The 24,889-nt window shown below is 57.8% G+C and carries 24 protein-coding genes; 12 read left to right on the top strand and 12 right to left on the bottom strand.

Going from position 1 to position 24,889, the window contains the following annotated elements; translation table 11 throughout:
- Positions 1-98: 98 nt before the first annotated feature.
- The 3 genes from prs to lolB all read right to left on the bottom strand — a co-directional run bounded on the left by prs (position 99) and on the right by lolB (position 2,660).
- Positions 99-1,046, bottom strand: a complete 948-nt coding sequence (gene prs, locus AABB92_RS06770) for a ribose-phosphate diphosphokinase (RefSeq protein WP_006118899.1) — start codon at positions 1,044-1,046, stop codon at positions 99-101.
- Positions 1,047-1,182: 136 nt separating this feature from the next.
- On the bottom strand, positions 1,183-2,040 hold the full coding sequence (ispE, locus tag AABB92_RS06765; protein WP_046288375.1) for a 4-(cytidine 5'-diphospho)-2-C-methyl-D-erythritol kinase: 858 nt from the start codon (positions 2,038-2,040) through the stop codon (positions 1,183-1,185).
- Positions 2,037-2,660, bottom strand: a complete 624-nt coding sequence (gene lolB, locus AABB92_RS06760) for a lipoprotein insertase outer membrane protein LolB (protein ID WP_031377322.1) — start codon at positions 2,658-2,660, stop codon at positions 2,037-2,039. Before lolB ends, ispE begins: the two co-directional genes overlap by 4 nt.
- Positions 2,661-2,876: 216 nt before the next feature.
- Here lolB and hemA point away from each other — a divergent pair, with 216 nt between their 5' ends.
- Genes hemA through kdsA form a run of 6 tightly spaced genes read left to right on the top strand, consistent with a single transcriptional unit; the run spans position 2,877 to position 8,198 of the window.
- Entirely contained in the window at positions 2,877-4,133 is a 1,257-nt protein-coding gene (gene hemA / locus AABB92_RS06755) for a glutamyl-tRNA reductase (protein WP_031377321.1), read from the top strand.
- Positions 4,134-4,175: 42 nt separating this feature from the next.
- Positions 4,176-5,258: a peptide chain release factor 1 gene (gene prfA / locus AABB92_RS06750; protein ID WP_031377320.1), complete on the top strand. Its 1,083-nt coding sequence runs from the start codon at positions 4,176-4,178 to the stop codon at positions 5,256-5,258.
- Entirely contained in the window at positions 5,258-6,091 is an 834-nt protein-coding gene (gene prmC, locus AABB92_RS06745) for a peptide chain release factor N(5)-glutamine methyltransferase (protein WP_031377319.1), read from the top strand. The genes prfA and prmC overlap by 1 nt, the downstream gene beginning before the upstream one ends.
- Before the next feature lie 23 nt (positions 6,092-6,114).
- Positions 6,115-6,507: a SirB2 family protein gene (locus AABB92_RS06740; protein ID WP_031377318.1), complete on the top strand. Its 393-nt coding sequence runs from the start codon at positions 6,115-6,117 to the stop codon at positions 6,505-6,507.
- 1 nt (position 6,508) lies between these two features.
- Entirely contained in the window at positions 6,509-7,318 is an 810-nt protein-coding gene (gene sirB1, locus AABB92_RS06735; RefSeq protein ID WP_031377317.1) for an invasion regulator SirB1, read from the top strand.
- A 25-nt stretch (positions 7,319-7,343) separates the two neighbouring features.
- Complete coding sequence (gene kdsA, locus AABB92_RS06730) at positions 7,344-8,198, top strand: 3-deoxy-8-phosphooctulonate synthase (protein ID WP_031377316.1); 855 nt, start codon at positions 7,344-7,346, stop codon at positions 8,196-8,198.
- Positions 8,199-8,266: 68 nt separating this feature from the next.
- Here kdsA and chaA read toward each other — a convergent pair whose 3' ends face one another.
- Complete coding sequence (chaA, locus tag AABB92_RS06725) at positions 8,267-9,358, bottom strand: sodium-potassium/proton antiporter ChaA (RefSeq protein WP_031377315.1); 1,092 nt, start codon at positions 9,356-9,358, stop codon at positions 8,267-8,269.
- A gap of 369 nt (positions 9,359-9,727) precedes the next feature.
- Here chaA and chaB point away from each other — a divergent pair, with 369 nt between their 5' ends.
- Both chaB and AABB92_RS06715 read left to right on the top strand, forming a co-directional pair.
- Complete coding sequence (gene chaB / locus AABB92_RS06720) at positions 9,728-9,958, top strand: putative cation transport regulator ChaB (RefSeq protein WP_031377314.1); 231 nt, start codon at positions 9,728-9,730, stop codon at positions 9,956-9,958.
- 228 nt (positions 9,959-10,186) lie between these two features.
- Entirely contained in the window at positions 10,187-10,864 is a 678-nt protein-coding gene (locus tag AABB92_RS06715) for a gamma-glutamylcyclotransferase (RefSeq protein ID WP_031377313.1), read from the top strand.
- Between the two features lie 97 nt (positions 10,865-10,961).
- Here AABB92_RS06715 and AABB92_RS06710 read toward each other — a convergent pair whose 3' ends face one another.
- The 8 genes from AABB92_RS06710 to AABB92_RS06675 form a co-directional block, all read right to left on the bottom strand.
- Positions 10,962-12,389, bottom strand: coding sequence for a serine/threonine protein kinase (locus AABB92_RS06710; RefSeq protein WP_046288374.1), 1,428 nt, complete (start codon positions 12,387-12,389; stop codon positions 10,962-10,964).
- A gap of 44 nt (positions 12,390-12,433) precedes the next feature.
- On the bottom strand, positions 12,434-13,387 hold the full coding sequence (locus AABB92_RS06705) for a hypothetical protein (protein ID WP_031377510.1): 954 nt from the start codon (positions 13,385-13,387) through the stop codon (positions 12,434-12,436).
- Positions 13,388-13,401: 14 nt separating this feature from the next.
- A complete protein-coding gene (locus AABB92_RS06700; protein WP_031377509.1) occupies positions 13,402-14,178 on the bottom strand; it encodes a PP2C family protein-serine/threonine phosphatase in 777 nt (258 codons plus the stop codon).
- Positions 14,175-15,317 carry a type VI secretion system-associated FHA domain protein TagH gene (gene tagH / locus AABB92_RS06695; protein WP_031377508.1) on the bottom strand — a complete coding sequence of 381 codons (1,143 nt, stop codon included), beginning with the start codon at positions 15,315-15,317 and terminating at the stop codon, positions 14,175-14,177. The genes AABB92_RS06700 and tagH overlap by 4 nt, the downstream gene beginning before the upstream one ends.
- A 36-nt stretch (positions 15,318-15,353) precedes the next feature.
- Positions 15,354-16,052, bottom strand: coding sequence for a type VI secretion system-associated protein TagF (gene tagF, locus AABB92_RS06690; protein ID WP_031377507.1), 699 nt, complete (start codon positions 16,050-16,052; stop codon positions 15,354-15,356).
- 13 nt (positions 16,053-16,065) lie between these two features.
- Positions 16,066-18,180 carry a type VI secretion system membrane subunit TssM gene (gene tssM, locus AABB92_RS06685; protein WP_031377506.1) on the bottom strand — a complete coding sequence of 705 codons (2,115 nt, stop codon included), beginning with the start codon at positions 18,178-18,180 and terminating at the stop codon, positions 16,066-16,068.
- A gap of 2 nt (positions 18,181-18,182) precedes the next feature.
- Complete coding sequence (icmH, locus tag AABB92_RS06680; protein WP_031377505.1) at positions 18,183-19,400, bottom strand: type IVB secretion system protein IcmH/DotU; 1,218 nt, start codon at positions 19,398-19,400, stop codon at positions 18,183-18,185.
- Positions 19,401-19,485: 85 nt separating this feature from the next.
- Positions 19,486-19,977, bottom strand: coding sequence for a hypothetical protein (locus tag AABB92_RS06675; RefSeq protein ID WP_031377504.1), 492 nt, complete (start codon positions 19,975-19,977; stop codon positions 19,486-19,488).
- A 489-nt stretch (positions 19,978-20,466) separates the two neighbouring features.
- Here AABB92_RS06675 and AABB92_RS06670 point away from each other — a divergent pair, with 489 nt between their 5' ends.
- From AABB92_RS06670 to AABB92_RS06655, 4 genes are all read left to right on the top strand, one after another.
- Complete coding sequence (locus tag AABB92_RS06670) at positions 20,467-21,687, top strand: nitrate regulatory protein (protein ID WP_031377503.1); 1,221 nt, start codon at positions 20,467-20,469, stop codon at positions 21,685-21,687.
- A gap of 261 nt (positions 21,688-21,948) precedes the next feature.
- On the top strand, positions 21,949-23,199 hold the full coding sequence (locus tag AABB92_RS06665) for a CmpA/NrtA family ABC transporter substrate-binding protein (RefSeq protein WP_031377502.1): 1,251 nt from the start codon (positions 21,949-21,951) through the stop codon (positions 23,197-23,199).
- Positions 23,200-23,210: 11 nt separating this feature from the next.
- Positions 23,211-24,083, top strand: coding sequence for a nitrate ABC transporter permease (gene ntrB, locus AABB92_RS06660; RefSeq protein WP_031377501.1), 873 nt, complete (start codon positions 23,211-23,213; stop codon positions 24,081-24,083).
- A gap of 10 nt (positions 24,084-24,093) precedes the next feature.
- A complete protein-coding gene (locus AABB92_RS06655; RefSeq protein ID WP_031377500.1) occupies positions 24,094-24,882 on the top strand; it encodes an ABC transporter ATP-binding protein in 789 nt (262 codons plus the stop codon).
- Positions 24,883-24,889: the final 7 nt, after the last annotated feature.

Below are 24,889 nucleotides of genomic sequence, written 5' to 3'. Positions count from 1 at the left end.
TGGGGAAATTTATCGCGGGAATATCAGAAAAGGAAGCGAGTTAATCGGATCATCAGCGGCATGAAAAAAACCGGGCGCGTGGCCCGGTTTGGCGAAGATTAATGCTCGAACATGGCCGAGATTGACTCTTCGTTACTGATGCGGCGAATCGCTTCAGCCAGCATGCCAGACAAGGTCAGGGTGCGCACGTTCGGCAGTGACTTCATCTCTTCAGACAGCGGAATGGTATCGCAGACAATCACCTGATCGATCACTGACTTACGCAGATTTTCAACGGCGTTACCAGAGAAGATCGGATGGGTTGCGTAAGCAAATACGCGCTTGGCGCCCCGTTCTTTCAACGCTTCAGCCGCTTTGCACAGCGTGCCGCCGGTGTCGATCATGTCGTCGACCAGCACGCAGTCGCGGCCAGCAACGTCACCAATAATGTGCATCACCTGAGAAACGTTCGCGCGCGGGCGGCGTTTATCAATGATGGCCATATCGGTGTCGTTCAGCAGTTTAGCGATAGCACGGGCACGTACTACGCCACCAATATCGGGAGAAACAACAATCGGGTTTTCCAGACCGATCTGCAGCATGTCTTCCAGCAGAATCGGGCTGCCAAATACGTTATCAACCGGGACGTCGAAGAAGCCCTGGATCTGCTCGGCGTGCAGGTCAACCGTCAGAACACGGTCAACACCGACGCTGGAAAGGAAGTCTGCCACTACTTTAGCGGTAATCGGTACACGCGCGGAGCGCACGCGGCGATCCTGACGGGCATAACCAAAGTAGGGGATGACTGCGGTAATACGACCAGCAGAAGCACGACGCAGCGCGTCGACCATCACAACCAGTTCCATCAGATTATCGTTGGTGGGAGCACAGGTGGACTGGATGATGAAAATATCACCACCGCGTACATTTTCGTTAATCTGTACGCTCACTTCACCATCACTGAAACGCCCAACGGCGGCGTCTCCCAGACTGGTGTAAAGGCGGTTGGCAATACGTTGTGCTAGTTCCGGGGTGGCGTTACCAGCAAATAGCTTCATATCAGGCACGAGAAGAACCTCAGGCTTTGCGTCCAGAGAATGAACGGCACGACAGTAACCGGCGAATACGGTCATGGGCGTTCACACGGGTGTGTTGATGCGAAACGTGCAGTGTCTGGAACGGGGTGACACTGTCACGCAATCGCTAATCGCCTCGCAGGGCACGCTGTAACGGCGAAACATTTACGCCTCGGGCTACAAATCCGCGCACCCCATTCGGGGCAAGTTCCAGCACCTGACGAGCAGCAGACTCGGTGTCAAATTCAGCAAACACACAAGCGCCAGTGCCAGTCAGGCGCGACGGCGCGTATTCTAGCAGCCAGGAAACAAGCTCATCAACCTCGCGAAAACGTTTTCTTACCACTGCTTCACAATCATTAGCGAAGGGTGAGGATAAAAGCGTCGCTAAAGTGCGCACCGGCGTATCTCGCGTTAGCGCGGGGTCGTTGAAGACTGCCGGGGTGCTGATACTCACGCCGGGATGGGCGACAAGATACCACTTTTCTTCCGGCTCTGCGGGCTGAAGTTGTTCACCTACACCCTGAGCAAAGGCGGCGAAGCCTTTTACGAACACCGGAACGTCAGCACCGAGCTGCACGCCGATCGCCGCCAGCTCGTCCGGCGTCAGGCCGGTTTGCCACAGGTGATTCAGCGCCACCAGCACGGTCGCCGCGTTGGATGAGCCGCCTCCGAGACCGCCACCCATCGGCAGCCGCTTGTCGATGGCAATCTGCGCGCCTGCCTTTGGCGGCAGGGTCTGCTTCGCCAGTGCCGCCTGTTTTAACCGTTCGGCGGCGCGCACAATCAGGTTATCCGCCTCCGCGACGCCCGCCACCGGCGTCAGCAGCTGGATGCGATCGCTGTGATCGGTGCTGATCTGCAACGTATCGCCATAATCCAGAAACTGAAACAGCGTCTGCAGGTTGTGATAGCCGTCAGGACGACGGCCGGTGATGTAGAGAAAGAGGTTCAGTTTTGCCGGAGACGGCCAGTGACTCATCATTGAACGGTCCAGCTGTCCATGCGCAGTTTAATCCGCTGATCGCCTTCTTTCAGCTCCAGGCTGGCAGGCAGCGGCGGCGTGACGTTGCTGTCGTAACCGGCAATCGACACCTGCCAGTTCTGGCCGTCACGACTGTAATTCAGGCTGCGCAGCTGATAGTTCTCATTAAGCTGATAATCGGTGGCATCGCCAGGCAGGCCCATCATCCACTGACGCAGGTTCGCCAGCGGAATGTTCATACCGGTCAGTTGCGAAATCATTTTCTGCGCATCATTGCTGACGTAGCGTTTGCCCTTGTTGTCAACGATCTGCACCACTGAACCCTGCGCATCCAGCTGCAGTTCGGTGCTGCCAAGCGGATTGGTCAGTAACAGGCGATAGCGGTCAGGGGCAGTTTGCTGCCAGTTAAAGCGCGCGTAGACCTTTTGTTTATCAGACAGGTAAGCAAAAGCGCCGCGCGTCTGATAGTGGGTGACGTGTGAGACCGCCTGCTGATGCTGTTGCCACTGTGGCGCGGTCACGCTGGGGCCCGGGCCTTGCGGTTTGTTAACGCTACAGGCGGCCAGCAATACGCTGGCCAGGGGCAAAATGCGCAACAGAGTGCGTGGTGAATAAAGCATCAAGTGGTCATCTCCTCAGACACGTTTATAATTCGTAACGGATAACGCTAACCATCCGTATTTAAGCCGTCAATGCTGTTATGCAGCAAATTGAGCACGATCAGGTTAATCTTATTACAGTCATAGGCTTTGTATGGCTTTTCTTGATCTGCCGCATCTTGTAGAATGCGCCTCACAAAACCCTGACATTATTGGGACATCCCAACCGAAACCACCATGACGCTGCTCGCTCTCGGAATCAATCACAAAACTGCCCCCATTGCTCTGCGCGAACGTGTATCGTTCGGGCCGGAGACGCTTGAGCAGGCGCTGAACAGCCTGTTATCACAGCCAATGGTGCAGAGCGGCGTGGTGCTGTCGACCTGTAACCGGACCGAACTCTACCTCAGTGTAGAGCAGCAGGCCGATTTGCAGGCGCGTCTGGTACGCTGGTTGTGCGACTATCATCAGCTCGATGAAGAGGATGTGCGCAACAGCCTTTACTGGCATCAGGATAATGAGGCGGTCAGCCACCTGATGCGGGTTGCCAGCGGTCTGGATTCGCTGGTGCTGGGTGAACCACAGATTCTTGGACAGGTGAAGAAAGCCTTTGCCGACTCCTCGCGTAGCCAGGCGCTGAGCAGCGAACTGGAACGCATGTTCCAGAAAACCTTCTCCGTCGCCAAACGGGTCCGTACCGAAACTGATATCGGTGCCAATGCCGTTTCGGTGGCGTTTGCTGCCTGTACCCTGGCGCGTCAGATTTTTGAATCGCTCTCTTCCGTCAACGTGCTGCTGGTCGGTGCCGGTGAAACCATTGAGCTGGTGGCGCGCCATCTGCGCGAGCATCAGGTTAAAAAACTCATTATTGCCAACCGCACCCGTGAGCGTGCTGAAGCGCTGGCCACCGAAGTTGGTGCTGAGGTGATCAGCCTGGCGGAGATCGATGCCCGGCTGGCGGAAGCCGACATTATCATCTCTTCTACCGCCAGTCCGCTGCCGATTATTGGCAAAGGCATGATGGAGCGCGCACTGAAAGCGCGTCGTAATAAGCCGATGCTGCTGGTGGATATTGCGGTTCCACGCGATGTCGAGCCGGAAGTCGGCAAACTGCCCAATGCTTATCTCTACAGCGTCGATGACCTGCAGGCGATTATCGAGCAGAACCTGGCGCAGCGCAAAGCGGCGGCAGTGCAGGCCGAGAGCATCGTGGTGCAGGAAAGCGGTGAGTTCATGGCATGGTTGCGTTCTCAGGGCGCAGTTAACACCATCCGTGAATACCGTTCTCAGGCGGATGAAATCCGTGCTGAGCTGGAAGGCCGCGCGCTACAGGCGCTGCAACAGGGTGCCGATCCGCAGAAAGTGATGCAGGAACTGGCGCACAAGCTGACCAACCGTTTAATTCACGCTCCAACCAAATCGCTTCAGCAGGCCGCCCGCGACGGCGATAATGAACGCCTGCAGATTTTACGCGACAGCCTGGGTCTCGAGTAGGCACCAGGCTGCTGCTACCTGTTACGGGAATCCCACATTTAAATGAAAACCTCTATTGTTGCCAAACTGGAAGCCCTGCAGGAGCGCCACGAAGAAGTGGAAGCGATGCTGGGCGATGCCGGCGTGATCGCCGACCAGGAACGCTTCCGTGCGCTGTCGCGCGAATATGCCCAGCTGACCGATGTCACCCGTTGCTTCCGCGACTGGCAGCAGGTTCAGGAAGATATTGAGACGGCGCAGCAGATGCTCGACGACCCTGAGATGCGCGACATGGCGCAGGAAGAGCTGCAGGCGGCACGCGAGCAGAGCGAAGCGCTGGAGCAACAGTTACAGGTGCTGCTGTTACCAAAAGATCCCGATGATGAGCGTGCCTGCTTCATTGAAGTTCGCGCCGGTACCGGCGGTGATGAGGCCGCAATTTTTGCCGGTGATCTGTTCCGCATGTACAGCCGTTATGCCGAAGCGCGCCGCTGGCGGGTTGAGATCGTCAGCGCCAACGAAGGCGAGCATGGCGGTTATAAAGAGGTGATCGCAAGGGTGACCGGTGAGGGTGCCTATGGCCGCCTGAAGTTTGAATCGGGCGGACACCGGGTTCAGCGCGTGCCCGAGACCGAATCTCAGGGACGAATCCACACTTCCGCCTGCACCGTGGCGGTAATGCCGGAAATACCGGAGGCAGAATTGCCGGAAATCAACGCCGGTGATTTGAAAATCGATACTTTCCGTTCATCAGGTGCCGGCGGTCAGCACGTTAACACCACCGACTCCGCGATCCGTATTACCCACCTGCCAACCGGCATTGTGGTGGAGTGTCAGGACGAGCGTTCGCAGCATAAAAACAAAGCCAAAGCGCTGGCGGTGCTGGGCGCGCGTATTCACGCCGCCGAAATGGCCCGTCGTCACGCCGCCGAAGCCAGCACCCGTCGTAACCTGCTAGGCAGCGGCGATCGTTCTGACCGTATCCGTACCTATAACTTCCCGCAGGGCCGCGTCACCGACCATCGCATCAACCTGACGCTTTACCGTCTGGATGAAACGATGGAAGGGAAAATCGACAGCCTGATTGAGCCGATTGTGCAGGAATATCAGGCGGATCAGCTGGCGGCGCTGGCTGGCCAGGATTAATGGATATTCGTCACTGGCTGAAACAGGCCATTGCGATCCTGAATGGCGGCGACAGCCCGAAGCGCGACGCCGAAATCCTGTTGAGCTTCGTGACCGGCAAGTCGCGCAGCTGGTTAATCGCTTTTGATGAAACCCTGCTCAGCGATCAGCAGCTTAGCCAGCTTGATGCTTTACTGAGCCGTCGCACCCGCGGTGAGCCGGTGGCGCATCTGGTCGGCGAACGTGAATTCTGGTCGCTGCCGCTGCGCGTCACGGATGCCACGCTGATCCCGCGACCGGACACCGAACTGCTGGTTGAGCAGGCGCTGGCGCATCTGCCGGTGTCCGCAGCCACCATTCTTGATCTCGGTACCGGCACCGGCGCGATTGCGCTGGCGCTGGCCAGCGAACGGCCCGACTGTCAGGTCATCGGCGTGGATCGTATCGCTGAGGCGGTGGAACTGGCACGCAGCAATGCGCAGCAGCTCAATCTGCCGAATGCCCGTTTTGCGCTCAGCCACTGGTTTCAGCAACTCACTCCGCAACGTTTTGACATTATCGTCAGCAACCCGCCTTATATTGACGCCAGCGATCACCACCTGGAGCAGGGCGACGTGCGGTTTGAGCCGCGCAGCGCGCTGGTGGCAGCAGACGCGGGCCTGGCAGATTTGCGCACGCTGATTGAACAGGCGGCTGACTGGCTGCAGCCCGGCGGCTGGTTGCTGCTGGAGCACGGCTGGCAGCAGGATCAGGCGGTGCGTGACATGATGCGCCAGCACGGCTACCGCGCGGTAGAAACCGTCAATGACTACGGTGGCAATCCCCGCGTTACCCTCGGGCAATCTTCAACCTGAAAGCGGACGAAAAAGGACTCACTATGTACGCCTGGTATCCACTGATCAAAAATCTCCACCTGTTAACGGTCATCGTCACCATTTCGATGTTTGTGCTGCGCTTTTTCTGGCTGCGCACCGGATCGGCGATGCTATCGCGGCGCTGGGTGCGCATTCTGCCGCACGCCAACGACACGCTGTTACTGTTGACCGGTATCTCATTGGTGATGATTACTCACTTCTATCCCTTCACTCCGCAAGGAAGCTGGCTGACTGAGAAGCTATTAGGGGTTATTATCTACATCGCCTTAGGATTTGTGGCATTGAGCCGCCGACCACGCACTGACCGTACCCGCTGGATCGCGTTTCTGGTGGCGTTAATCGCGCTGGTGATGGTCATTAAGCTGGCGCTGAGCAAAATGCCGTTATGGGGATAGTATGACCTCTACCGAACAATTAGATTTTAGCCAGACACCGTTATGTGAAGCGGTGATTGGCGCTACGCTTGCCATCCGCGCCGATTTTCCGGCCGTGTCGGTGGAAGCACAACTTGCGGCCCTGGTGGCCGAAGCGCGTGATTATGTCAGCCAGGCCGGCGATGCCGATCTGAAACTCGAAAAACTGCTGGAGCTGTTCTATCGCCAATGGGGATTTGGCGGTGCCAGCGGGGTATATAATCTTTCTGACGCGCTCTGGCTCGACAACGTTTTGAGAACCCGCCAGGGCACGGCCGTCTCACTGGGCGTGATCCTGCTGCACATTGCTGCCGAGCTGGAGTTGCCGCTGATGCCGGTCATCTTCCCGACTCAGCTGATCCTGCGCGCCGACTGGATTGACGGCGAGAAATGGCTGATTAATCCGTTCAATGGCGAAACGCTCGACATGCATACGCTGGAAGTGTGGCTCAAGGGCAACATCAGCCCGACCGCGCGTCTGTACGATGACGATCTTGATGAAGCCAAAACCGTCACCGTGATGCGTAAAATGCTCGACACGTTAAAAGCGGCGTTGATGGAAGAGAAGAAGATGGAACTGGCGCTGAACGTCAGCCAGGTGCTGTTGCGAATCGATCCTGACGATCCGTACGAAATCCGCGATCGCGGTTTGATCTATGCGCAGCTGGAGTGCGAACATATCGCGCTGAATGATCTCACTTATTTCGTTGAGCAGTGTCCTGAGGACCCGGTCAGCGAGATGATCAAAGTTCAGATTCACGCAATCGAACAAAAACAGGTCACGCTGCACTAAGCGTACCCACTGAAAAGGAAAGGGCATGACACAGAAAGTCGTGAGTATTGGTGACATCAAGGTAGCAAACGATCTGCCGTTTGTACTGTTCGGCGGGATGAACGTGCTGGAGTCGCGCGACCTGGCGATGCGCATCTGCGAACATTACGTCAGAGTGACCGACAAGCTCGGTATCCCTTACGTGTTTAAAGCGTCGTTTGATAAAGCTAACCGTTCATCTATTCACTCCTATCGCGGTCCGGGCCTGGAAGAGGGCATGAAGATTTTCCAGGAGCTGAAGCAGGCTTTCGGCGTGAAAATTATCACTGACGTGCACGAAGCGTCACAGGCGCAGCCGGTGGCGGATGTGGTTGACGTCATCCAGCTGCCAGCCTTCCTGGCTCGTCAGACCGACCTGGTGGAAGCGATGGCGAAAACCGGCGCGGTGATCAACGTCAAGAAGCCACAGTTCGTCAGTCCTGGCCAGATGGGCAACATCGTTGATAAGTTCGCTGAAGGCGGCAACGAGCAGGTGATCCTGTGCGACCGTGGCAGCAACTTCGGTTATGACAACCTGGTGGTCGACATGCTCGGCTTTAACGTGATGAAGAAGGTCACCCACAACAGCCCGGTGATTTTCGACGTCACCCATGCGCTGCAAACCCGCGATCCGTTTGGCGCGGCTTCTGGCGGTCGTCGTGCGCAGGTGGGCGAACTGGCACGTGCCGGTATGGCAGTGGGCATTGCGGGCCTGTTCATTGAAGCGCATCCGGACCCGGATCACGCGCTGTGTGATGGTCCTTCGGCGCTGCCGCTCGACAAGCTGGAGCCGTTCCTGGTGCAGATGAAGGCGATTGACGATCTGGTTAAAAGCTTCCCTGAGCTGGATACCAGCAAGTAATTCTGCTGCAGCAAGGAAAAAAAAAGAGCGAGAAATCGCTCTTTTTTTTCGTCTGCAGGCGGCGGGCCTTACAGCATAATGGTGACCAGATAACCGGCAAACAATGCCAGATGTGCCGCACCGTTCAGCACATTGGTGCGGCCGGTAGAGAAGGAGAGCTGACACAGGATCAGCGACGCCATCATAATCACCATCTGCGGCGGCTCAAGGCCAAAGATCAGCTCCTGACCAGTCAGGGTAGCGATCAGGGTCACGGCCGGTACGGTTAACGAAATCGTCGCCAGCACCGAACCGAAGAACAGGTTCATCGCGCGCTGCACCTGGTTCATCAGCACCGCTTTAATTGCCCCCAATCCTTCCGGCGACAGGATCAGCAGCGCCACCAGGAAGCCGGTGAACTGTACCGGTGCATTCAATTCGGTCAACAAGCTTTCCAGCGTGTTGGCATTCATTTTGGTCACCGCAATCACCGCCACCAGATGCACAATCAACCAGACGGTGTGCCAGACGCTGCTGTGTGCCGAGGGCTTACCGTGATGGGGATCGCCATCATCGCTCTCATCCTCATGCTCATAGACAAACAGGCTCTGGTGGGTTTTGGTCTGGATCAGCAGGAAAACGCCATACATGGCGGCTGAAATCGCGGCAATCAACAGCGCCTGCGCGGTAGAAAAGTTGCCGCCGGGCAGGGCGTTAGGAAACACCAGCACCAGAATCGCCAGCGGAAAGATGGCGATCAGATATTGCTTCACGCCCGCCAGATTAACGTACTGCGTGGCGAACTTATTGCCGCCGAGCAGCAGGGCGAAACCGACCAGCCCGCCAGTGACAATCATCACAATCGAGTAGAGCGTGTCACGCATCAGGCCGGGCGCGGCATCGCCGGTGGCCATCAGCGCCGAGATCAGGCTCACTTCAAGGATCACTACCGATAAACTCAGTATCAGCGATCCGTAGGGCTCGCCCAGCCGATGTGCCAGCACATCGGCATGGCGCACCACGCTGAACGCGCTGCTAAGAATGGCAATCAGCGCCAGTATGTTGATACCGACGACGATCGGAAACGAGGTTTGTGCGCCAAAAAAATAGAGTACACCCAGCGTAACGATGGGAAATATCAGCGAGAATTCCTTGTGACGTGTTTTTTCATGTGAAGGCATTCACCATCCTCTCTGGTTAATGATCATAAGGGCAGCGGCGCTGCTGTTAAAATATAATCAGTTTTAGGGCAGCGCGCAGTTTATCTTTTCAACCGCCTGAGCGGGAAAAATTTACTGCTTTTTACTTAAGCGCTATAAAGTATCGGAAGCTGGTTAACCGGATGTTATCCCGAATATTACATTAATAATCAGGTAATAAAAAATCGTTAATCTCCGCTGACCACGCTATTTGTAACGATAAAATGGTTGGATTAAATGAATTTACAGGGTGATTATAAGGATTATTGTCTAAACTGAGCATAAATCGTTATTTGTATTTTTGCTGTCCTGAGCCAGACTTATTATGACTCTGTAAACCGAGGAGGAAGTATGCCTTACGATAGCCGAGCCGATTTACCTGACAACGTTAAACACGTACTCCCGGCGCACGCGCAGGATATTTACCAGCAGGCGTTTAACAGTGCCTGGTCGCAGTATAAAGAGGCCGAAGATCGCCGCGGCGATGATTCCCGCGAAGAGGTGGCACATAAAGTGGCCTGGGCGGCGGTGAAAAAAGAGTATGAAAAAGGCGATGACGATAAGTGGCATCCTAAGCGCTAATCTATTTACGTAGCCTGCTTTCATCAAAGGGCCAGAAATATCCGGCCCTTTTTTCTGCCTCTGCTATCAGGTTTATCTGGTTTTTTTTATCCTGCGACCCGCCTCACGCTTGAAACCCCACCAGTAAATGGATTAATGTCAATTTTGTGAACGAAACGCGAAGCCGTTTTGGTGATCGTTACAGAGGAGCCATCTGGACAGGACGCCGTGAAAGTCGAGGAGGTCGCATTGCTTACCCGGGAATTTCTTTTAAAAGCGGATTGTAAAACGTCGTTTGGTGATATCGAAGAGACGCTGCTCTGGAGTTGCGAGCAGCGCGCGGCGTCGCTGGCTGCTACGCTGGCCTGCCGTCCCGATCACAGCCCGGTATGGATCTTTGGTTACGGCTCTCTGATGTGGAACCCGATCTTTGAAGCGGATGAGGTAGCGTCCGGCTCGCTGGAAGGCTGGCATCGCGCTTTCTGTCTGCGGCTGATTGCCGGACGGGGTACCGCCACCCATCCTGGCCGGATGCTGGCGCTGAAACAGGGCGGCCGGACCAGCGGTCTGGCTTTTCGTCTGCCCGAGGCGCGGCTGCATGAAGAGCTGGCACTGCTGTGGAAACGCGAGATGATTACCGGCTGCTATCTGCCGACCTGGTGTGAACTGCAACTGGATGATGGTCGCAGCGTAACGGCGCTGACTTTTATCATGGACCCGCGTCATCCGCTGTATGAGTCAGATTCCTGCCCGGAAGCGATCGCCCCGCTGATTGCCGCCGCCAGCGGCCCGCTTGGCTCGAATGCCCAGTATCTTTTTTCACTCGAAGAGGAACTGACTAAACGCGGCATGGAAGAGGAGAGCCTGAGCCGGCTGGCGCATCAGGTGCGGACTTTACAGCAGAGTCACTGCCTGAAGCAGGCCTGATCTCTCTCAGGAACAACAACCCTCACCACCGCCCGGCGGTGAGGTTAGCCACTCGGGCGGCACAGTCGGAGACTGCTCCAGCCCGTTACCTCGCCAGTCAGTTATCCGGATTAATCAGCCAGGTGCCAGGTTTGTCAATCGTCAACGATTGCGCGTGCGTCACGCTGCCGTTGTGGACTTCAATACGATACTGTCCGGCCGCCAGATTCAGTGCAGCGAAACCGCTGCTGCCCGGTTTGACCTCCAGCGGCTGTCCATTGAGCACCACATTCTCACCGCTTTCCAGCTTGAGATAGACCGTTGCCAGCATGGCTGGCGCAGCCGCCACTGGGGTTGTCGGAGCGGGCGCGCTGGCCGCTACCGGTGATTGCGTCACCTGCTCCGGCGCGGCGCTGTGACGATTCGCCAGCCATACCGCAGCAACCACCGCCAGCAGAGCCACGGCGGCGGCACCGATCAGTCCCGGCGACAGCCGACGCACGGTACGCGGTGTAACCGGCTCGGCGGCGGCGGCACCGTGATTCACCGCCATCACGATCGGAGCCGCTGCGTCGACCGGCTCCTCTTCCACTGCGGCGACACTCTCGCCCGGCACCGGAAAACTATTCACCACCGCTTCAACATCGCTCACCGGCAGGTCGATTAACGCAGCAAACGCATCAATCGATTGCGGACGATCGCCGGGTTTCATCGCCAGCGCGCGGTCAATCGCATGCAGCAGCGGCAGGGAATAGCCTGCCGGCTGACGCTCGGCCAGCGGCTGGTAATTATCTTCAATGCAGCGCACCACGCTGACCGGCGGCGGGTTGCCGGTGATCAGGCTATGCAGCACGGCACCCAGGGCGTAGATATCGGTCCACGGACCCTGTTCGACCTCACCCTCTTCGCTGTACTGCTCAATCGGCGCAAAGCCCGGCTTGAGCATGATTTCGGTTTCATCGGAGAGATTGCCGATCTCCTTACGCGCAGAGCCGAAATCCAGCAGCACCGGCAGCTGGTTTTCCTGAATCTGAATATTATCCAGCGAGATATCGCGATGCAGATAACCGGCCTGATGAATGGTACTGATGGCTCCCAGCAGCGGCGGCAGCAGACGACGGATCCAGGCTTCGGAAATCGACTCCGGGCTGGTGATCTGCCACTCTTTCAGCGTCATGCCGCTGTAGTAGAGCGTACCCATATAGGCGGTGCCGTTCTGCTCCCAGAAGCGCAGCACGTGCAGCAGGCCCGGATGGTTAAAGCGGGCCAGCAGCCGCGCTTCCTGAATAAAACTATTCAGGCCGGCGTTAAACAGTTTCTGGAAGCGTTCGCCACGCAGTTCCAGCGTCAAGTCCGCCGCGCGTACCGCCAGCGAAACCGGCATGTACTCTTTGATGGCGATAGTGCGTTCCAGCTGGTGATCCCATGCGCGATAGACAATGCCGAAACCGCCACCGCCAATCACTTCCTTGATCTCAAACTCGTTGAAGCGGTATCCGTCCGGCAGGGCATTCGGAACCGTTTTCTGATTATCATTTGCCGACATAGTGAACTCTCTGAACACGGCCTGCTCGCCAGGCTGCGCGGTAATTAATTGATGTTACGCCAGGCACCAATGGCAGGATCAACCAGATCCGCGTGCAGGGTGTCGATGAGTAACACATTCACTTTTTGCTGTGGCATGAAATGCGGCGCCCATTGGCCGCGCAAAGTATCAACTCGCGATTTCACAGCGTCAGCATCCTGCTGCGCAGCATTCTTATCCATCTTAATCAACAGGGTTCCATTAAAACGCCAGACGTGTTGCTGGCTATCGAACGGCAGAACCAGCCAGCTATCGGCGGTATCAGCGCGGGTCACAATCATGCGCTGATTGTTCGCCGCAATGACTTCCAGTTTGCTGTCCGGGATGGTCAGGTTAGCGATCGGATAGCCCTGATAAAAGGTCACCGCCACCGGCGTCGGATGATCCGGTGTCGCCAGCGTCAGTTCACTTTTGCCTTCGGCCCAGCCGTCGGGTGAGCACTGCTGCTTGCTGACGTCCGGGATAAACATCGTCCGGGCATTCTCATCCCAGGCGGTACGAAAATGGCAGCCGCTCGGCAGATCAAAGTGCTGCAGCGGTGTGCTGTTGGCCGGGCGCGACAGATCCAGCGGCGCGGCGTTACTTTCGCTGGCGCTGGCCGTGGCGTCCGCCATCACAATCGGCCGCCAGTTCTGTAGCTTGCTGGCGCTGCCGCTGGCTAGTACGCCGCCGTCTTTGTCGGTCATCTGCCACGGCATGACATCCAGCAAACCACACTGGTTGGCGAGCAGGGTACCGACGCGCGGTAAAAAGGTGGTCAGCACCGCCGAATCCTTACTTTTTCCAGAGACAATGCGCAGCGGCAACGTCTCTTTGCACCAGTCGTCGGGCGCTTTGCTCACCACGTTATCGATGTAGACCTCCAGCGCCAGGCTGGGGGAATAGACCACACGATAATTTTCGGCCTGGGCGTAAAAGGCTATCAGTAAGGTGGCGATGCCGGGCAACCACAGTTTCATAAGGATCCTTGGAATCAAAAACGAGGCGGAAGAAAGCGCGCCGAATCAGCCAGTGAATAGAGCAATGTCGCTTCTTCCGGCTCACCAATCCAGACCGCCAGTGCGCTGAGATTATCTTTTTTCACGTTGCGGCTCACTGCCTGTTCCATCAGTGCCAGCCACTCTTCGCAGGCGTTCACCATGCGCAGCGCCTGCTCCATTTCACCGGTGGTCAGGTTGAGCCAGAATCCATCGGTACAGACCAGAAACGCGTCGCCATCTTCCAGCGCAATCTGGTGCGAAAAACTGACTGCACGCGGCGGTTCAGCGCCGAGCGCATTATAGAGTAAATTACTGTTAATGCCGGTATTTTCATAGCCCGCTTCTTTCAACTGCTGGGCCAGGCTGTGGTCGCGGGTGACCTCATGCAGCACCCCGCGCCGGAAGTGATAAACCCGGCTATCACCTGCGTGGGCCCACCATGCACGCTGTTTTTGACGGTCAATAAACAGCGCCGCAAGGGTGGTACTCATCCGTGCAAATTTCGGATTCTTTCCCTGTGCCTCATGCAGCGCAAAACGGCACTGTTCGATCGCCTGACGGGTAAAGTCGGGCGTAAAGTGTTCACAGTTCTCCAGCTGGCTCAGCAGACTGTCACGCACCAGCTGCGCCGCCATCTCGCCACCTGGCAGACCGGCGACGCCGTCACAGACCACGAAACAGGCCCGGCGATCGTCCAGCGCGGCACCGGTGCGGTCCTGATTATCATCGCGCAGGCCTTGCTGGCAGCGGCTGGCAAAAACGATTTTCATGCTTCATCTACCCGCGTCTGGGAATCTTTGTACTGATTAACCTCCATGTCATAGGCATGCAGGAACGCTTCGCCAAACAGGGTATGGAAATCATCTTCAATTTCGCCGGCGGTGCGCTGATAGTTGCGGGTAAAGTAATCCCACAGCGCCGCCTTTTTGGTGCTGGAGAACGGCAGCTTCGGCAGCACGCCGTCGGCGCGTGCCTGCTCTTCCAGTCGCGCCGGATTAAACGACTGCAGCATCGCTGCAATGATGGCGCGGATACCGGCAATCATCCCCAGCTGATGCGCCTGCAGATCAACCAGCGCATCGCGTACCGCCTGCTCAGGTGGCATAAAGCCGGGCATCTGGCTCTGATACATCTGCATCAGCACGGTTTTACCGGACGGCAGGATCTTAAAAGGGTTGTTGGCCTCATTCAGGATCATCGTCATGTCCGCTTTCACGCCGCGCTTGAGGATGGAGCGCGACGACAATAGCGCCACCGTACCCTGCGAAAACAGGCTAAGCATCCGACCGGTGATGCGCATCTGCTCTTCATCAATCGGCGTTGCGTGGCCGTTGCTCAGCCCCATCCCGTCCAGCAGCGCGGCGATCAGCTTGTCCTGATCCTGCGGCTGGGACGACAGGGCGCGGCGCGGCTCGTCCGCCTGAGGCTCAATCGCCAGCCGCGCATCATTATGGCGTTCGTGGCGCACCGGAGACGCATCGTTTACCAGCAGGCGGTCTTCAACCTCGTGCTCGTGGTGTTCATGAATGCCTAACGGATTGGCAGGCTGATCGCTGTTGCCGGCAAACAGCGCGAGGGGATCGTTCTGGTCGCTCTGACAGGCGGGATCGCGCACTTCCAGCGCATAATCGCCGATACGCAACGCGTCACCATGCTTTAGCAACACCTGCATGCCGCGACCGAGCGCGATGCCGTTATGCTCAACCGGCGTCACGCTGCCCTGATTGGTCAGGCGGCATTCGCCGTCATGCGACAGATGAACCAGCGCCTGCAGGCGCGAAATCGCGCGCGACTCATCTGGCAGCACCAGATCGTTATCCTGACTACGGCCAATGGTGCCGCCAGGCGGTTGAAACGCAACGGTTTTAACCGGAACATCCGTAGTGCATTGCACAATGGTAAATTGCATGAGTTATCCCAGATTGAACGGCAAACGCAACCGGCCTTACTCAAACATCGGTGGGTAAAGGCCATTACGTCCCGGCTGTGCACCTGCCGCCGGGTTAAACAGTAACGAAAACAGTTGTGCCGTGAGGTTGCCGCTGTGCTTGTGGGTGGCATGGGCAAAACCATCACTGCGGTTACTCCACCAGTAGCTCATATGCTGCTGGGGATCGAAGCGTTCAGCCACTTCACGCCAGCTCAGCGTGCAGGGCAAATCCTGATAACCGATCACCTCCATGATTTCGGAAGGCTGTCGGGCCGGCACCAGCAGCGGCGGCAGCGTCTGAATCTGCTGCTCCAGTTGCGCGCCGTTGAGCGGCGTCTGTACTGCCCGCAGCAGCGTCGCACCGAGATCCTGAAACCAGTCGCCTGAAATGGTCAACTGAGCCGGATGCCACTGGCTGAGCGGAAAACTGTGCAGCGCCAGCAGCGGCCAGGCACGGCCGACGCGGTCACAGGAGGGCAGTAAACAGCCCATCTGCACCTGCTGTCGGGTTGGGGTAATCGGCAGGACAAAATTCCATACCGGTGCGCGTAAAAAGTTCGCGGTTACCGCATCATCCTGCTGATGCCAGTGCATCAAACCCTGCTGGAACCAGTGATTCCAGGGGGTGATCTGTTGCTCGCTCAGCCGGTGATGCAGAAAGTCGCCGGTTGACGGCAGCTTGCCATACCAGCCGGGGGCAGTATAAGCAGCCATGTACACCTCACCATTACTCGCTATGCAGGGTCAATCGTTGTGCAGAGCGGGAGGGCGTCACCGCCAGCATAGGGCCGGACTGCCCTGCAATTTTCAGATTTTCCGCAAGCTTACGCATCATCAGCGCATTATCACGTGCATAGGGCGATGACTGAATTTGCTGATCCAGCAGCTGGCTCAGGTGCCAGTCGAGCTGCTGAAGATCGCGGGTGCTGACCGAGTCGGGCAGCGAGCGCTGCAGGTTTTGCAGCAGCCAGGCACGCAGAAATTCGCCATCGTAATTACGCGGTTGATACAGCATCTGATAGGCGCGCAGGGCATTGCGGCTGTACGCGTTATCATCGCCCGGGTCATTGCGCAGAATATTGGTGATCTGCTGGGCGACGCGCGGCAGCAGTAAAGACTTAAGCGCATTTTGATAAAGCGCCCAGGCCGCATCGCTGACCTGCGTCCCGCGATATAAGCCCACCCGCATAGTAAGCGGCGGATTATCGAGAGAAAAACGATCGGACAGCGGCAATTTCACCAGGCTATTGAGAAAGGGTAGCAGATCAAAAATATTATCAGCAGGCTGATGAATCACCTGCTGACTCTGCTCACGAATAGCCGGTACCCGCGCTTCAACCTGATGCAGATAGTGCTGATTCTGGTAATAACTGAGGCCCCACAGGCTTGACATAATCAGCAGGCCGCCAGCCAGCACGCCGTAACCGATCCAGTGAAACAGCTGATTGCGGTATTCCCAGCGCCGGTTGCTGCCGGCCAGGCCGCTCTCTTTAAAGATCAGATCGTTGAGCAGGTCGCGAATAAAAAAGCTCTGACCTTTGTTACCCGGAATCGGGCTGTTGCGGTTAACGCTGTCCCACGCGGCGATCGAATGATCACCGGCCTGGCGCAGCTGCAGTTTACGGCTCAGCTCGCCCATCACCCGGTCAAAAGGCAGACCTTCCTGGGTGCCGCTGGTGAAGAACAGGCCGCGCGGACTCCAGGCAACCGCATCCTGATGGTCAGAGAAGACGATATCGAGGTATTCATTCAGCAGCGGACGCAGCGAGGCAAACTCCTGCGGGAACAGGAAACATTCGGCGCGCTCATTAAGATCGCGCTCCTGAGTCATCTGGTCAGCCAGCTTCTGCTGTAACTCCAGCTCCAGCCGCTGAAACTGCTGGCCGAAATGGCGATGCCAGTCGCCTTTATGTGGCTTACCGAGGTCCCAGTTAAAGGTAAAGCCCCAGATAGCATCACGCTTCGCTTTGTCGACCGAGCCGAAATAGCTCATAAAACCTTTCAGCAAGTCGGTTTTGGTCACCATGACATAGACCGGAAAATGGATGCCGGTCTGCTGGTGCAGTTCCGCCATACGCTCACGCAGCGCGCTGGCCTGCGCAAACCGCGCCTCGGCGGAGTCACTCAGCAGATCGGCGATGCTAATGGTCATGATCACGCCGTTAATCGGCTGGCGGGTGCGGTAGCGTTTAAGCAGGTTGATGAAGCTGTGCCATTCAGCGGCGTCGCGCGCGCGCTGGCTCTCCTGCAGCGCGTAGCGGCCGGCGGTATCAATCAGCACCGCGCTGTCGGTGAACCACCAGTCGCAGTTGCGGGTGCCGCCCACGCCGCGAATCGCATTTTTGCCCAGCGTATCGGTCAGGGGAAAATTCAGTCCGGCATTCAACAGCGCCGTGGTTTTACCGGCTCCCGGCGCGCCCATCACCAGATACCACGGCAGCTGATAAAGGTAATTGGAATTAAAGCGCGACAGCAGACCACCGGAATGGCGGCGACCAAACTGGGTGCGCCTGAGCTGCATCGCCGCATCGCTGAAGCGCTGGTTGAGCAGTTCTTCGGTCACCTGACGTTCGGCGGGATCGTCGCTGCCTGCGGCCTGTAGCTGATTCAGTAACCGGCTATTAAACCAGGCACGATAGAGCGACGGCATCAGCTGGAACAGGACCCATAAAAAATAGAAGGCGCTGACGGTGAGCTGGCGCGGCAGGATCGGCTCCAGCGGTCGCGATTCGCCCCACGTCCAGAGCGGACCGAGCATCCACACCAGACAGCTCAGCGCCGTAACGCCGATAAAACTCCATAACAATCGATGTGTCAGAAGCAGTCGAACGGAAGCGCGCATTATTATTGTGCTCCTTGATGATTACTGAGCGTTTCGGGCGCGGCAAACAGGGTGATTTCAACGCGGCGGTTGCGGGTACGGTTTTCGCTACTGTCGTTCGGCAGCAGCGGGTCGCTGTCACCGCGGCCTTCAGAACGTACGGTATGGCCGTCGGCCAGCTGGACCTGCAACAACTGCGTCACCGCGCGGGCGCGGGCGAACGAGAATTCGTAGCTGGAGGCGAACCGGCTGTTATCAACCGGGTGATCGTCGGTAAACACCGACACCAGAATCGTGCCTTTGACATTTTTCATGGCGGTCGAGACGCGAGCCAGCAGGGCGCGCCCCACCGGGTTGATGACCGTGCCCTGTTCGGCGAACAGCTTATCCGCCGGGATAATAACTTTGCTGCCGAAGGCACCGTCACTGACTTCAAGCTGGCCTGCGGCAATCACATCATTCAGCCGCTGTCGCAGGTCGAGCAGCGCCTGAGGAGAAGAGGGACGACGACCGGCGGTTATCTGCGGCAGCGGCGTCTGATAGATAGCGCGCAGCAGCGGTTCGGCCGCATTGCCCAGCCGCCAGTTCAGGCCGCTGTAAATCAGGCAGCCGATCAGCGCCACCAGCATCGCGCAGGCCCACAGCGGGACCATCGGCCGCGCCAGGGTGCTGACCAGCGGATGCACTTCCACCAGCGGCGGTTGTGGCGTCTGACGCTGAGCACGCGTCTCTTCAATCAGCTTTTTCAGTCGCTTACGGATACCGTCGCACTGGGCGCGGCCCTGTTCACTACCGCGATAACGGCCTTCATAGCCGAGCAGCAGACAGTAATGCACCACCTCCAGTAACCAGAGGTGCTGTTGCGGGCTCTGTGAAATACGTGACAGCAGCTGAAAGAATTTTTCACCGCCCCAGCTTTCATTGTGAAAGGTCACCAGCATACCGTTGCCAGACCAGACGCCGCGCGTGCCCCAGGGCGTTTGCGCCGCCGCTTCATCCAGCGCGCTACAGACGCAGTAACGCGCGCCGATAATCATCTCAAACGGCAGGCCGGCCTGTTTACAACGCTGTTCGAACTGGCGGATCTCATCAATAAGCGACTGGCGTAAGCCCGCGGGGTCGTCATGGGTGGCTGACTGACGAATTTGCACCACCGCGTTCAGCAGTGGCGCTGCAGCCTGAAGTAATAGATTCTCATTGCCTGAGGGGGTGACCTCACGCGCAGGGGATTCCACAGTCATTAATTCGTGATCTTCCAGCCAATGGCAAATCCCTGAACCCGCAGCCCAGGACGGTGCTGCGGGCAATATGCGCCGGATTTCATGTTTAGTCTAAGATCCAGGTCGCGGTATCGTTAGTGCGGCACGCTTTACTGGCACCGCCAACGGCGACACAGACCTGTTTCGTCTTGCGAGGACGGGGGCGATCGCTCTGGACAGTGGCGTCATAGCGGCTGCTTTCCACACCCGCTTTTAGCGGAACGTAACCAATCATCGGGCCGTCAGCCTGATCGGCAATCGCCAGCCAGTGATTTTCCACATTGCCTAATACTTCAAACGGTTTACCCGTTTCGAGATAGCGAACCACTTTGCCGCCGTAATCGGGCGTCGTCATCACTGACGCGCCATACAACGCTCGCCAGGTCTGATTGACCGGTTCGAATTCGGTCGGCGCCGCAACGGCATGCCGATGAACCAGCTTGACGCCGTTGATTTCGCTGGTCACCAGCGTGTCATCAGTGACGGGCGGCGGCGGGGCCTTACAGCCTGCCAGGGTAAGGACCGCCAGCAGTGTTAACGCAAGACTCTTTTTCACCATGTTCCTCGTGATCTCATCAAAGTATCTGCATATTACCTGGCCCAACGCAGGAGGGCGCCGACAAGGGCGCCGCAGCAGGCCAAAGTTCTGACATTCAAAAAAAGGTCAGATTACATCAGGATAGTACTGCGTTCAGTCTACCTAAGACTTTTGAGAATTCAAACCATTGCACCGGCTGCCGATGCGTGATAGCAGGCGCTTTTCTGGCAAGCCAGGGCGCGGGAAAAGCGCCATGCTTTACGATAGTTAAAGCTAACTGCATTATCGCGACGGCAAACTGGTTGAGAACGTTGTCGCGCATTCTGCCACGCAAAGGATTCAATGGGAAACTATTAAGTTTTTCTAATCACTCATTGTCAGAAATTTTTATCCATTTGCCTTAAGAAACTCATCAAAATCGGAATTTCCGGGCGCGCCGGCCACGCTTTTTACTGTCAAAACGGCACGGCTTTTGCTTAATAATGGTTTTACGCCGATGAGAGGTGAACCATGAGGGACGCCCTGAGCTGGTTGCAGGCATCACGGGAAAGCGATATTGCCAGCCTGCAACGGCTACTGCAGACCGGACAACTGCTAACGGCGGTCAGTGAGCTGGTCCACCAACTGCAGCGGGAGCGCGGTGCCAGCAATATCTGGATCTGTTCCCACGGCCGGCTGTTCAGCGCTGAGCGGGTCGCCCGTCAGCAGGAGGTCAGCGCCTGCCTGCAGCAGGTTTATCAGGCGCTACCGCCAGCGGTAGCGCAACCGGGCTACAGCCGCTTCTGTCACCTGATCGCCGCCGCATTACAGGCGCTGAGTGAACTGCCCGCACTGCGACAGCAGATCGCGGAGGGGACGCTTAATCAGCCAGCGGCGATGGCGGCGTTTAACCAGGTGATACGCACCTTACTCAACCTGGTATTTGAAGCCGCTGACACCGCCAGCCATCCCGATATCTCCCGCGCCCTGATTGCGCTGTTCAGCTTTATGCAGGGCAAAGAGCTGGCCGGACAGGAGCGCGCCATTGGTTCCGCTGGCTTTGCGGCCGGGCAGTTCAGCACCGATCAGCGCAGCCAGATGGTCGCGCTGATTGCGGCCCAGGAGCAGAGTTTCACCACCTTTCACCAGTTTGCCGATGACCAAGCGCGTGCCCGATGGCAGCCGCTGGCGCAGGCCAGCCGGGATATCGAGCGGTTGCGGCGCATCGCCTGCACCGGCGGCAGCGGCGAAGCGTCCGGCGCGCTGCACTGGTTTTCACTGCTTTCCGCACGGCTCGATCAGATGAAACAGGTCGAAGACGGTCTCTCCGCCACGCTGATGCTGCGTTGCCGGACCGCGATTGAACTGGCCGAACAGCAGGCGGCACTGCCGTTGACCCCGGTGCAGGGAGAGAGCAGTTTTGCGCTCTATGTTTCGGGTGCCGACTGGCTGCCCGGCGCGGCCACGCTGGACAGCGACGGCCTGGCGCCGCAGCTTGGGCGCTCAGTACTGTCGCTGATTGGTGAACAGTCGCAGCGCTTGCAGCAACAAGCCGATGAACTGGCCGCCATGCGCGCTTCACTGGATGAGCGCCGGATCATTGAACAGGCCAAGCACTGGCTGATGCAGCAGCACGGTTTCAGCGAGCAGGCGGCCTGGCAGGCACTGCGTAAAAGCGCCATGAACCAGAACAAACGGGTACTGGAGATCGCGCAGGCGGTGCTGGCCGTCGCCGCGACCCTTAACACTTAACCCGAAAGCGTTAGCTGCACAACGCTTGTGCGCAGCCTGCGTCAGAGAAGTGCAAAAACGGTTACTTTTTCACCCGGAGCAGGGCGAAAACCCGGCGTTAAAGCGGTCAGTAATTCTGGCACGCTGCTTGCTTGCTAGTACAGACAGTGCGCATTGTTCCCGCCAACGGCGGTGGGGCCAGTGCTTTGGATAAAGGCGTCCATCCGCATGCTTCGGCATGTCGGAGGACGCCTTTTTTTATTCCTGTTCAGGGGCAATATGATGAGCAAAACGCCATTTTCCCTTTCACGACGTCAGTTACTGCTGTCCGGTGCCGCGCTGGGCGGGGCCTGGGTTATTCCGGGATTACGCAATGCCGTATGGGCGGCGGGCTCGGATGCGCCTGAGAAAAACACCGTGCGGGTCGGCTTTATTCCGCTCACCGACTGCGCACCCGTGGTGATGGCGTCGGTTAAAGGATTTGATAAAAAATATGGCCTGACGCTACAGGTCAGTAAAGAGGCGAGCTGGGCGGCGGTACGCGACAAACTGACCTCTGGCGAGCTGGATGCCGCGCACGTGTTGTACGGCATGATCTACGCCCTGCAACTCGGGGTGGCCGGTCCGCAGCACGACATGGCTAATCTGATGACGCTCAACCATAACGGCCAGGCGATCACTCTGTCGAACCAGCTAAAAGCCAGCGGCGTGACAGATGCGGCCAGCCTGAAAAAGGCGGTCGACAGCCAGGCCAAAGGCCACTTCACCTTCGCCCACACTTTTCCCACCAGCACCCACGCCATGTGGCTCTATTACTGGCTGGCCAATGCCGGCATCAACCCATTTGAGGAGGTACGCACTGTGGTTGTGCCACCGCCGCAGATGGTGATGAACATGAAGATAGGCAACATGAGCGGCTTCTGCGTCGGCGAGCCGTGGAACCAGCGCGCCATCAGCGACAACATCGGCTTTACCGCCGCCACCAGCCAGCAGATCTGGCCTGAGCATCCGGAAAAAATCCTCGGCACCCGCGCGCAGTGGGTCAACGAGAATCCTAATACCGCACGCGCACTCACGGCTGCGGTACTGGAAGCCGCCCGCTGGATTGATGCCTCTGACGATAACCGTCGCGAAACGGCCCAGGTGTTAGCCGGGCGCGCCTGGATCAATACCAAAGTTGAGACGCTACAAGGGCGGATGCTGGGTCAGTACCAGAACGGGCTGGGTCAGTCGTGGCAGGACGCGCATCCGATGCGCTTCTTCGGTGACGGCAAGGTCAGTTTCCCGTGGCTCTCTGACGGCATGTGGTTCCTGACCCAGATGAAACGCTGGGGTCTGCTGACCGACGATCCTGATTATCTGGCGGTAGCACGCCAGATTAACCGCATCGACATCTATAAACAGGCCGCCAGTGCGGTCGGCCAGATCGCGCTGCCCGCCACGGAGATGCGCAGCAGTACCCTCATCGACGGCAAAGTCTGGGACGGCAGCGATCCTGCCGCCTATGCCGCCAGTTTCGCCATCAAACATTAAGAGAGGATGCCATGAAAACTGACGCGCGCGCCCTGGCGCAGCCGGTACAGACCGACAGCAGTGCTACCGTTATCCCGTTGCAGATTACCCCGAAAGCCGCCGCCAGGCCGGCTCGCCTGCGTCCGCTGATCCAGCGGGCTATCCCGGCAGCCGGCGGGATGCTGTTGCTGTTGCTGGTGTGGCAACTTGCCGCGCTGTCGGAGCCGTCTTTTCCGACGCCGTACGCCACCTGGCAGGCGGCGCAGGTGCTGTTTGCCGATCCGTTCTATAGCAACGGTCCCAACGATCAGGGCATCGGCTGGAACGTGCTGGCGTCGCTGCAACGGGTCGCTGTCGGCTTCGGCCTGGCGGCCCTGGTCGGCATTCCGGCCGGTTTTCTGCTCGGCCGCTTTCTGTTTATGGCACGGATGTTCAATCCAATTATCGCCTTGCTGCGCCCGGTTAGTCCGCTGGCCTGGCTGCCGATTGGTCTGCTGCTGTTTCAGCGTGCCGAGCCTGCTGCCAGCTGGACCATTTTCATCTGCTCAATCTGGCCAATGATCATCAACACCGCTGAAGGGGTACAACGCATTCCACAGGATTACCTCAATGTGGCGCGGGTGCTGCAGCTCTCCGAGTGGACGGTAATGCGCCGCATCCTGCTGCCGGCGGTGCTGCCCGCCGTGCTGACCGGGGTTCGCCTGTCGATTGGCATTGCGTGGCTGGTGATTGTCGCTGCCGAAATGCTGACCGGCGGACTGGGTATCGGCTTCTGGATCTGGAACGAGTGGAACAACCTCAATGTGGAAAACATTCTGATCGCCATCCTGATTATCGGCGTTGTCGGCCTGTTGCTGGAGCAGGGCTTGATGCTGCTGGTCCGTCGTTTTAGCTGGGATAAATAAGGAGTTCACCATGTCACACATTATTCGCGTTCAGCAGGTCAGCCAGCGCTTCAATACCGCCAGCGGTGAATTTCTGGCGCTGGATAACGTCAGCTTTGATATTCACCAGGGCGAAACCCTGAGTCTGATCGGCCATTCCGGCTGCGGCAAATCAACCCTGCTGAACCTGATTGCCGGATTAAGCCGGCCCAGCAGCGGCGTATTGCTGTGCGATAACCGCGAGATCGCCGGGCCGGGGCCAGAGCGGGCGGTGGTGTTCCAGAACCATTCGCTGCTGCCCTGGCTGACGGCGTTTCAGAACGTTGAACTGGCGGTGCAGCAGGTGTTTAAAGGCCGGCTCAGTAAAGCGGAAATGCGTGACTGGATTGAGCACAACCTGAATCGCGTGCAGATGAGCCATGCGATGCACAAGCGGCCGGGTGAGATTTCCGGCGGCATGAAGCAGCGCGTCGGCATCGCACGGGCGCTGGCGATGAAGCCGCGGGTGCTGCTGCTGGATGAGCCGTTTGGCGCGCTGGACGCTCTGACCCGCGCGCATCTGCAGGACAGTGTGATGCGCATTCAGCAGGAGCTGAACACCACCATCGTGCTGATCACCCATGACGTCGATGAGGCGGTGTTGTTGTCAGATCGGGTACTGATGATGACCAACGGCCCGGCGGCGCGGGTCGGTGAGATTCTGCCGGTCGATCTGCCGCGTCCGCGTTCACGCGTCGCGCTGGCCGACGATCCACGCTATCACCAGCTACGTCAGCAGGTGCTGCACTTTCTGTATGAAAAACAGACCACGGCGGCGTGAGGATCGC

It is taken from the genome of Pantoea brenneri (genome assembly GCF_038594305.1).
Lineage (GTDB): Bacteria > Pseudomonadota > Gammaproteobacteria > Enterobacterales > Enterobacteriaceae > Pantoea > Pantoea brenneri.
This window is presented reverse-complemented; position numbering and strand designations above follow the sequence as displayed.

Excerpts from the sequence above, each read along its gene's own strand:
- tssM (WP_031377506.1), bottom strand. The coding sequence starts at position 18,180 with ATGCGCGCTTCCGTTCGACTGCTTCTGACACATCGATTGTTATGGAGT.
- lolB (WP_031377322.1), bottom strand. The coding sequence starts at position 2,660 with ATGCTTTATTCACCACGCACTCTGTTGCGCATTTTGCCCCTGGCCAGC.
- tagF (WP_031377507.1), bottom strand. The coding sequence starts at position 16,052 with ATGGCTGCTTATACTGCCCCCGGCTGGTATGGCAAGCTGCCGTCAACC.
- prmC (WP_031377319.1), top strand. The coding sequence starts at position 5,258 with ATGGATATTCGTCACTGGCTGAAACAGGCCATTGCGATCCTGAATGGC.
- hemA (WP_031377321.1), top strand. The coding sequence starts at position 2,877 with ATGACGCTGCTCGCTCTCGGAATCAATCACAAAACTGCCCCCATTGCT.
- AABB92_RS06670 (WP_031377503.1), top strand. The coding sequence starts at position 20,467 with ATGAGGGACGCCCTGAGCTGGTTGCAGGCATCACGGGAAAGCGATATT.
- AABB92_RS06675 (WP_031377504.1), bottom strand. The coding sequence starts at position 19,977 with ATGGTGAAAAAGAGTCTTGCGTTAACACTGCTGGCGGTCCTTACCCTG.
- kdsA (WP_031377316.1), top strand. The coding sequence starts at position 7,344 with ATGACACAGAAAGTCGTGAGTATTGGTGACATCAAGGTAGCAAACGAT.
- icmH (WP_031377505.1), bottom strand. The coding sequence starts at position 19,400 with ATGACTGTGGAATCCCCTGCGCGTGAGGTCACCCCCTCAGGCAATGAG.
- tagH (WP_031377508.1), bottom strand. The coding sequence starts at position 15,317 with ATGCAATTTACCATTGTGCAATGCACTACGGATGTTCCGGTTAAAACC.
- sirB1 (WP_031377317.1), top strand. The coding sequence starts at position 6,509 with ATGACCTCTACCGAACAATTAGATTTTAGCCAGACACCGTTATGTGAA.
- AABB92_RS06665 (WP_031377502.1), top strand. The coding sequence starts at position 21,949 with ATGAGCAAAACGCCATTTTCCCTTTCACGACGTCAGTTACTGCTGTCC.
- chaA (WP_031377315.1), bottom strand. The coding sequence starts at position 9,358 with ATGCCTTCACATGAAAAAACACGTCACAAGGAATTCTCGCTGATATTT.
- AABB92_RS06655 (WP_031377500.1), top strand. The coding sequence starts at position 24,094 with ATGTCACACATTATTCGCGTTCAGCAGGTCAGCCAGCGCTTCAATACC.
- chaB (WP_031377314.1), top strand. The coding sequence starts at position 9,728 with ATGCCTTACGATAGCCGAGCCGATTTACCTGACAACGTTAAACACGTA.
- ispE (WP_046288375.1), bottom strand. The coding sequence starts at position 2,040 with ATGATGAGTCACTGGCCGTCTCCGGCAAAACTGAACCTCTTTCTCTAC.
- AABB92_RS06705 (WP_031377510.1), bottom strand. The coding sequence starts at position 13,387 with ATGAAACTGTGGTTGCCCGGCATCGCCACCTTACTGATAGCCTTTTAC.
- AABB92_RS06740 (WP_031377318.1), top strand. The coding sequence starts at position 6,115 with ATGTACGCCTGGTATCCACTGATCAAAAATCTCCACCTGTTAACGGTC.
- prfA (WP_031377320.1), top strand. The coding sequence starts at position 4,176 with ATGAAAACCTCTATTGTTGCCAAACTGGAAGCCCTGCAGGAGCGCCAC.
- ntrB (WP_031377501.1), top strand. The coding sequence starts at position 23,211 with ATGAAAACTGACGCGCGCGCCCTGGCGCAGCCGGTACAGACCGACAGC.
- AABB92_RS06700 (WP_031377509.1), bottom strand. The coding sequence starts at position 14,178 with ATGAAAATCGTTTTTGCCAGCCGCTGCCAGCAAGGCCTGCGCGATGAT.
- AABB92_RS06710 (WP_046288374.1), bottom strand. The coding sequence starts at position 12,389 with ATGTCGGCAAATGATAATCAGAAAACGGTTCCGAATGCCCTGCCGGAC.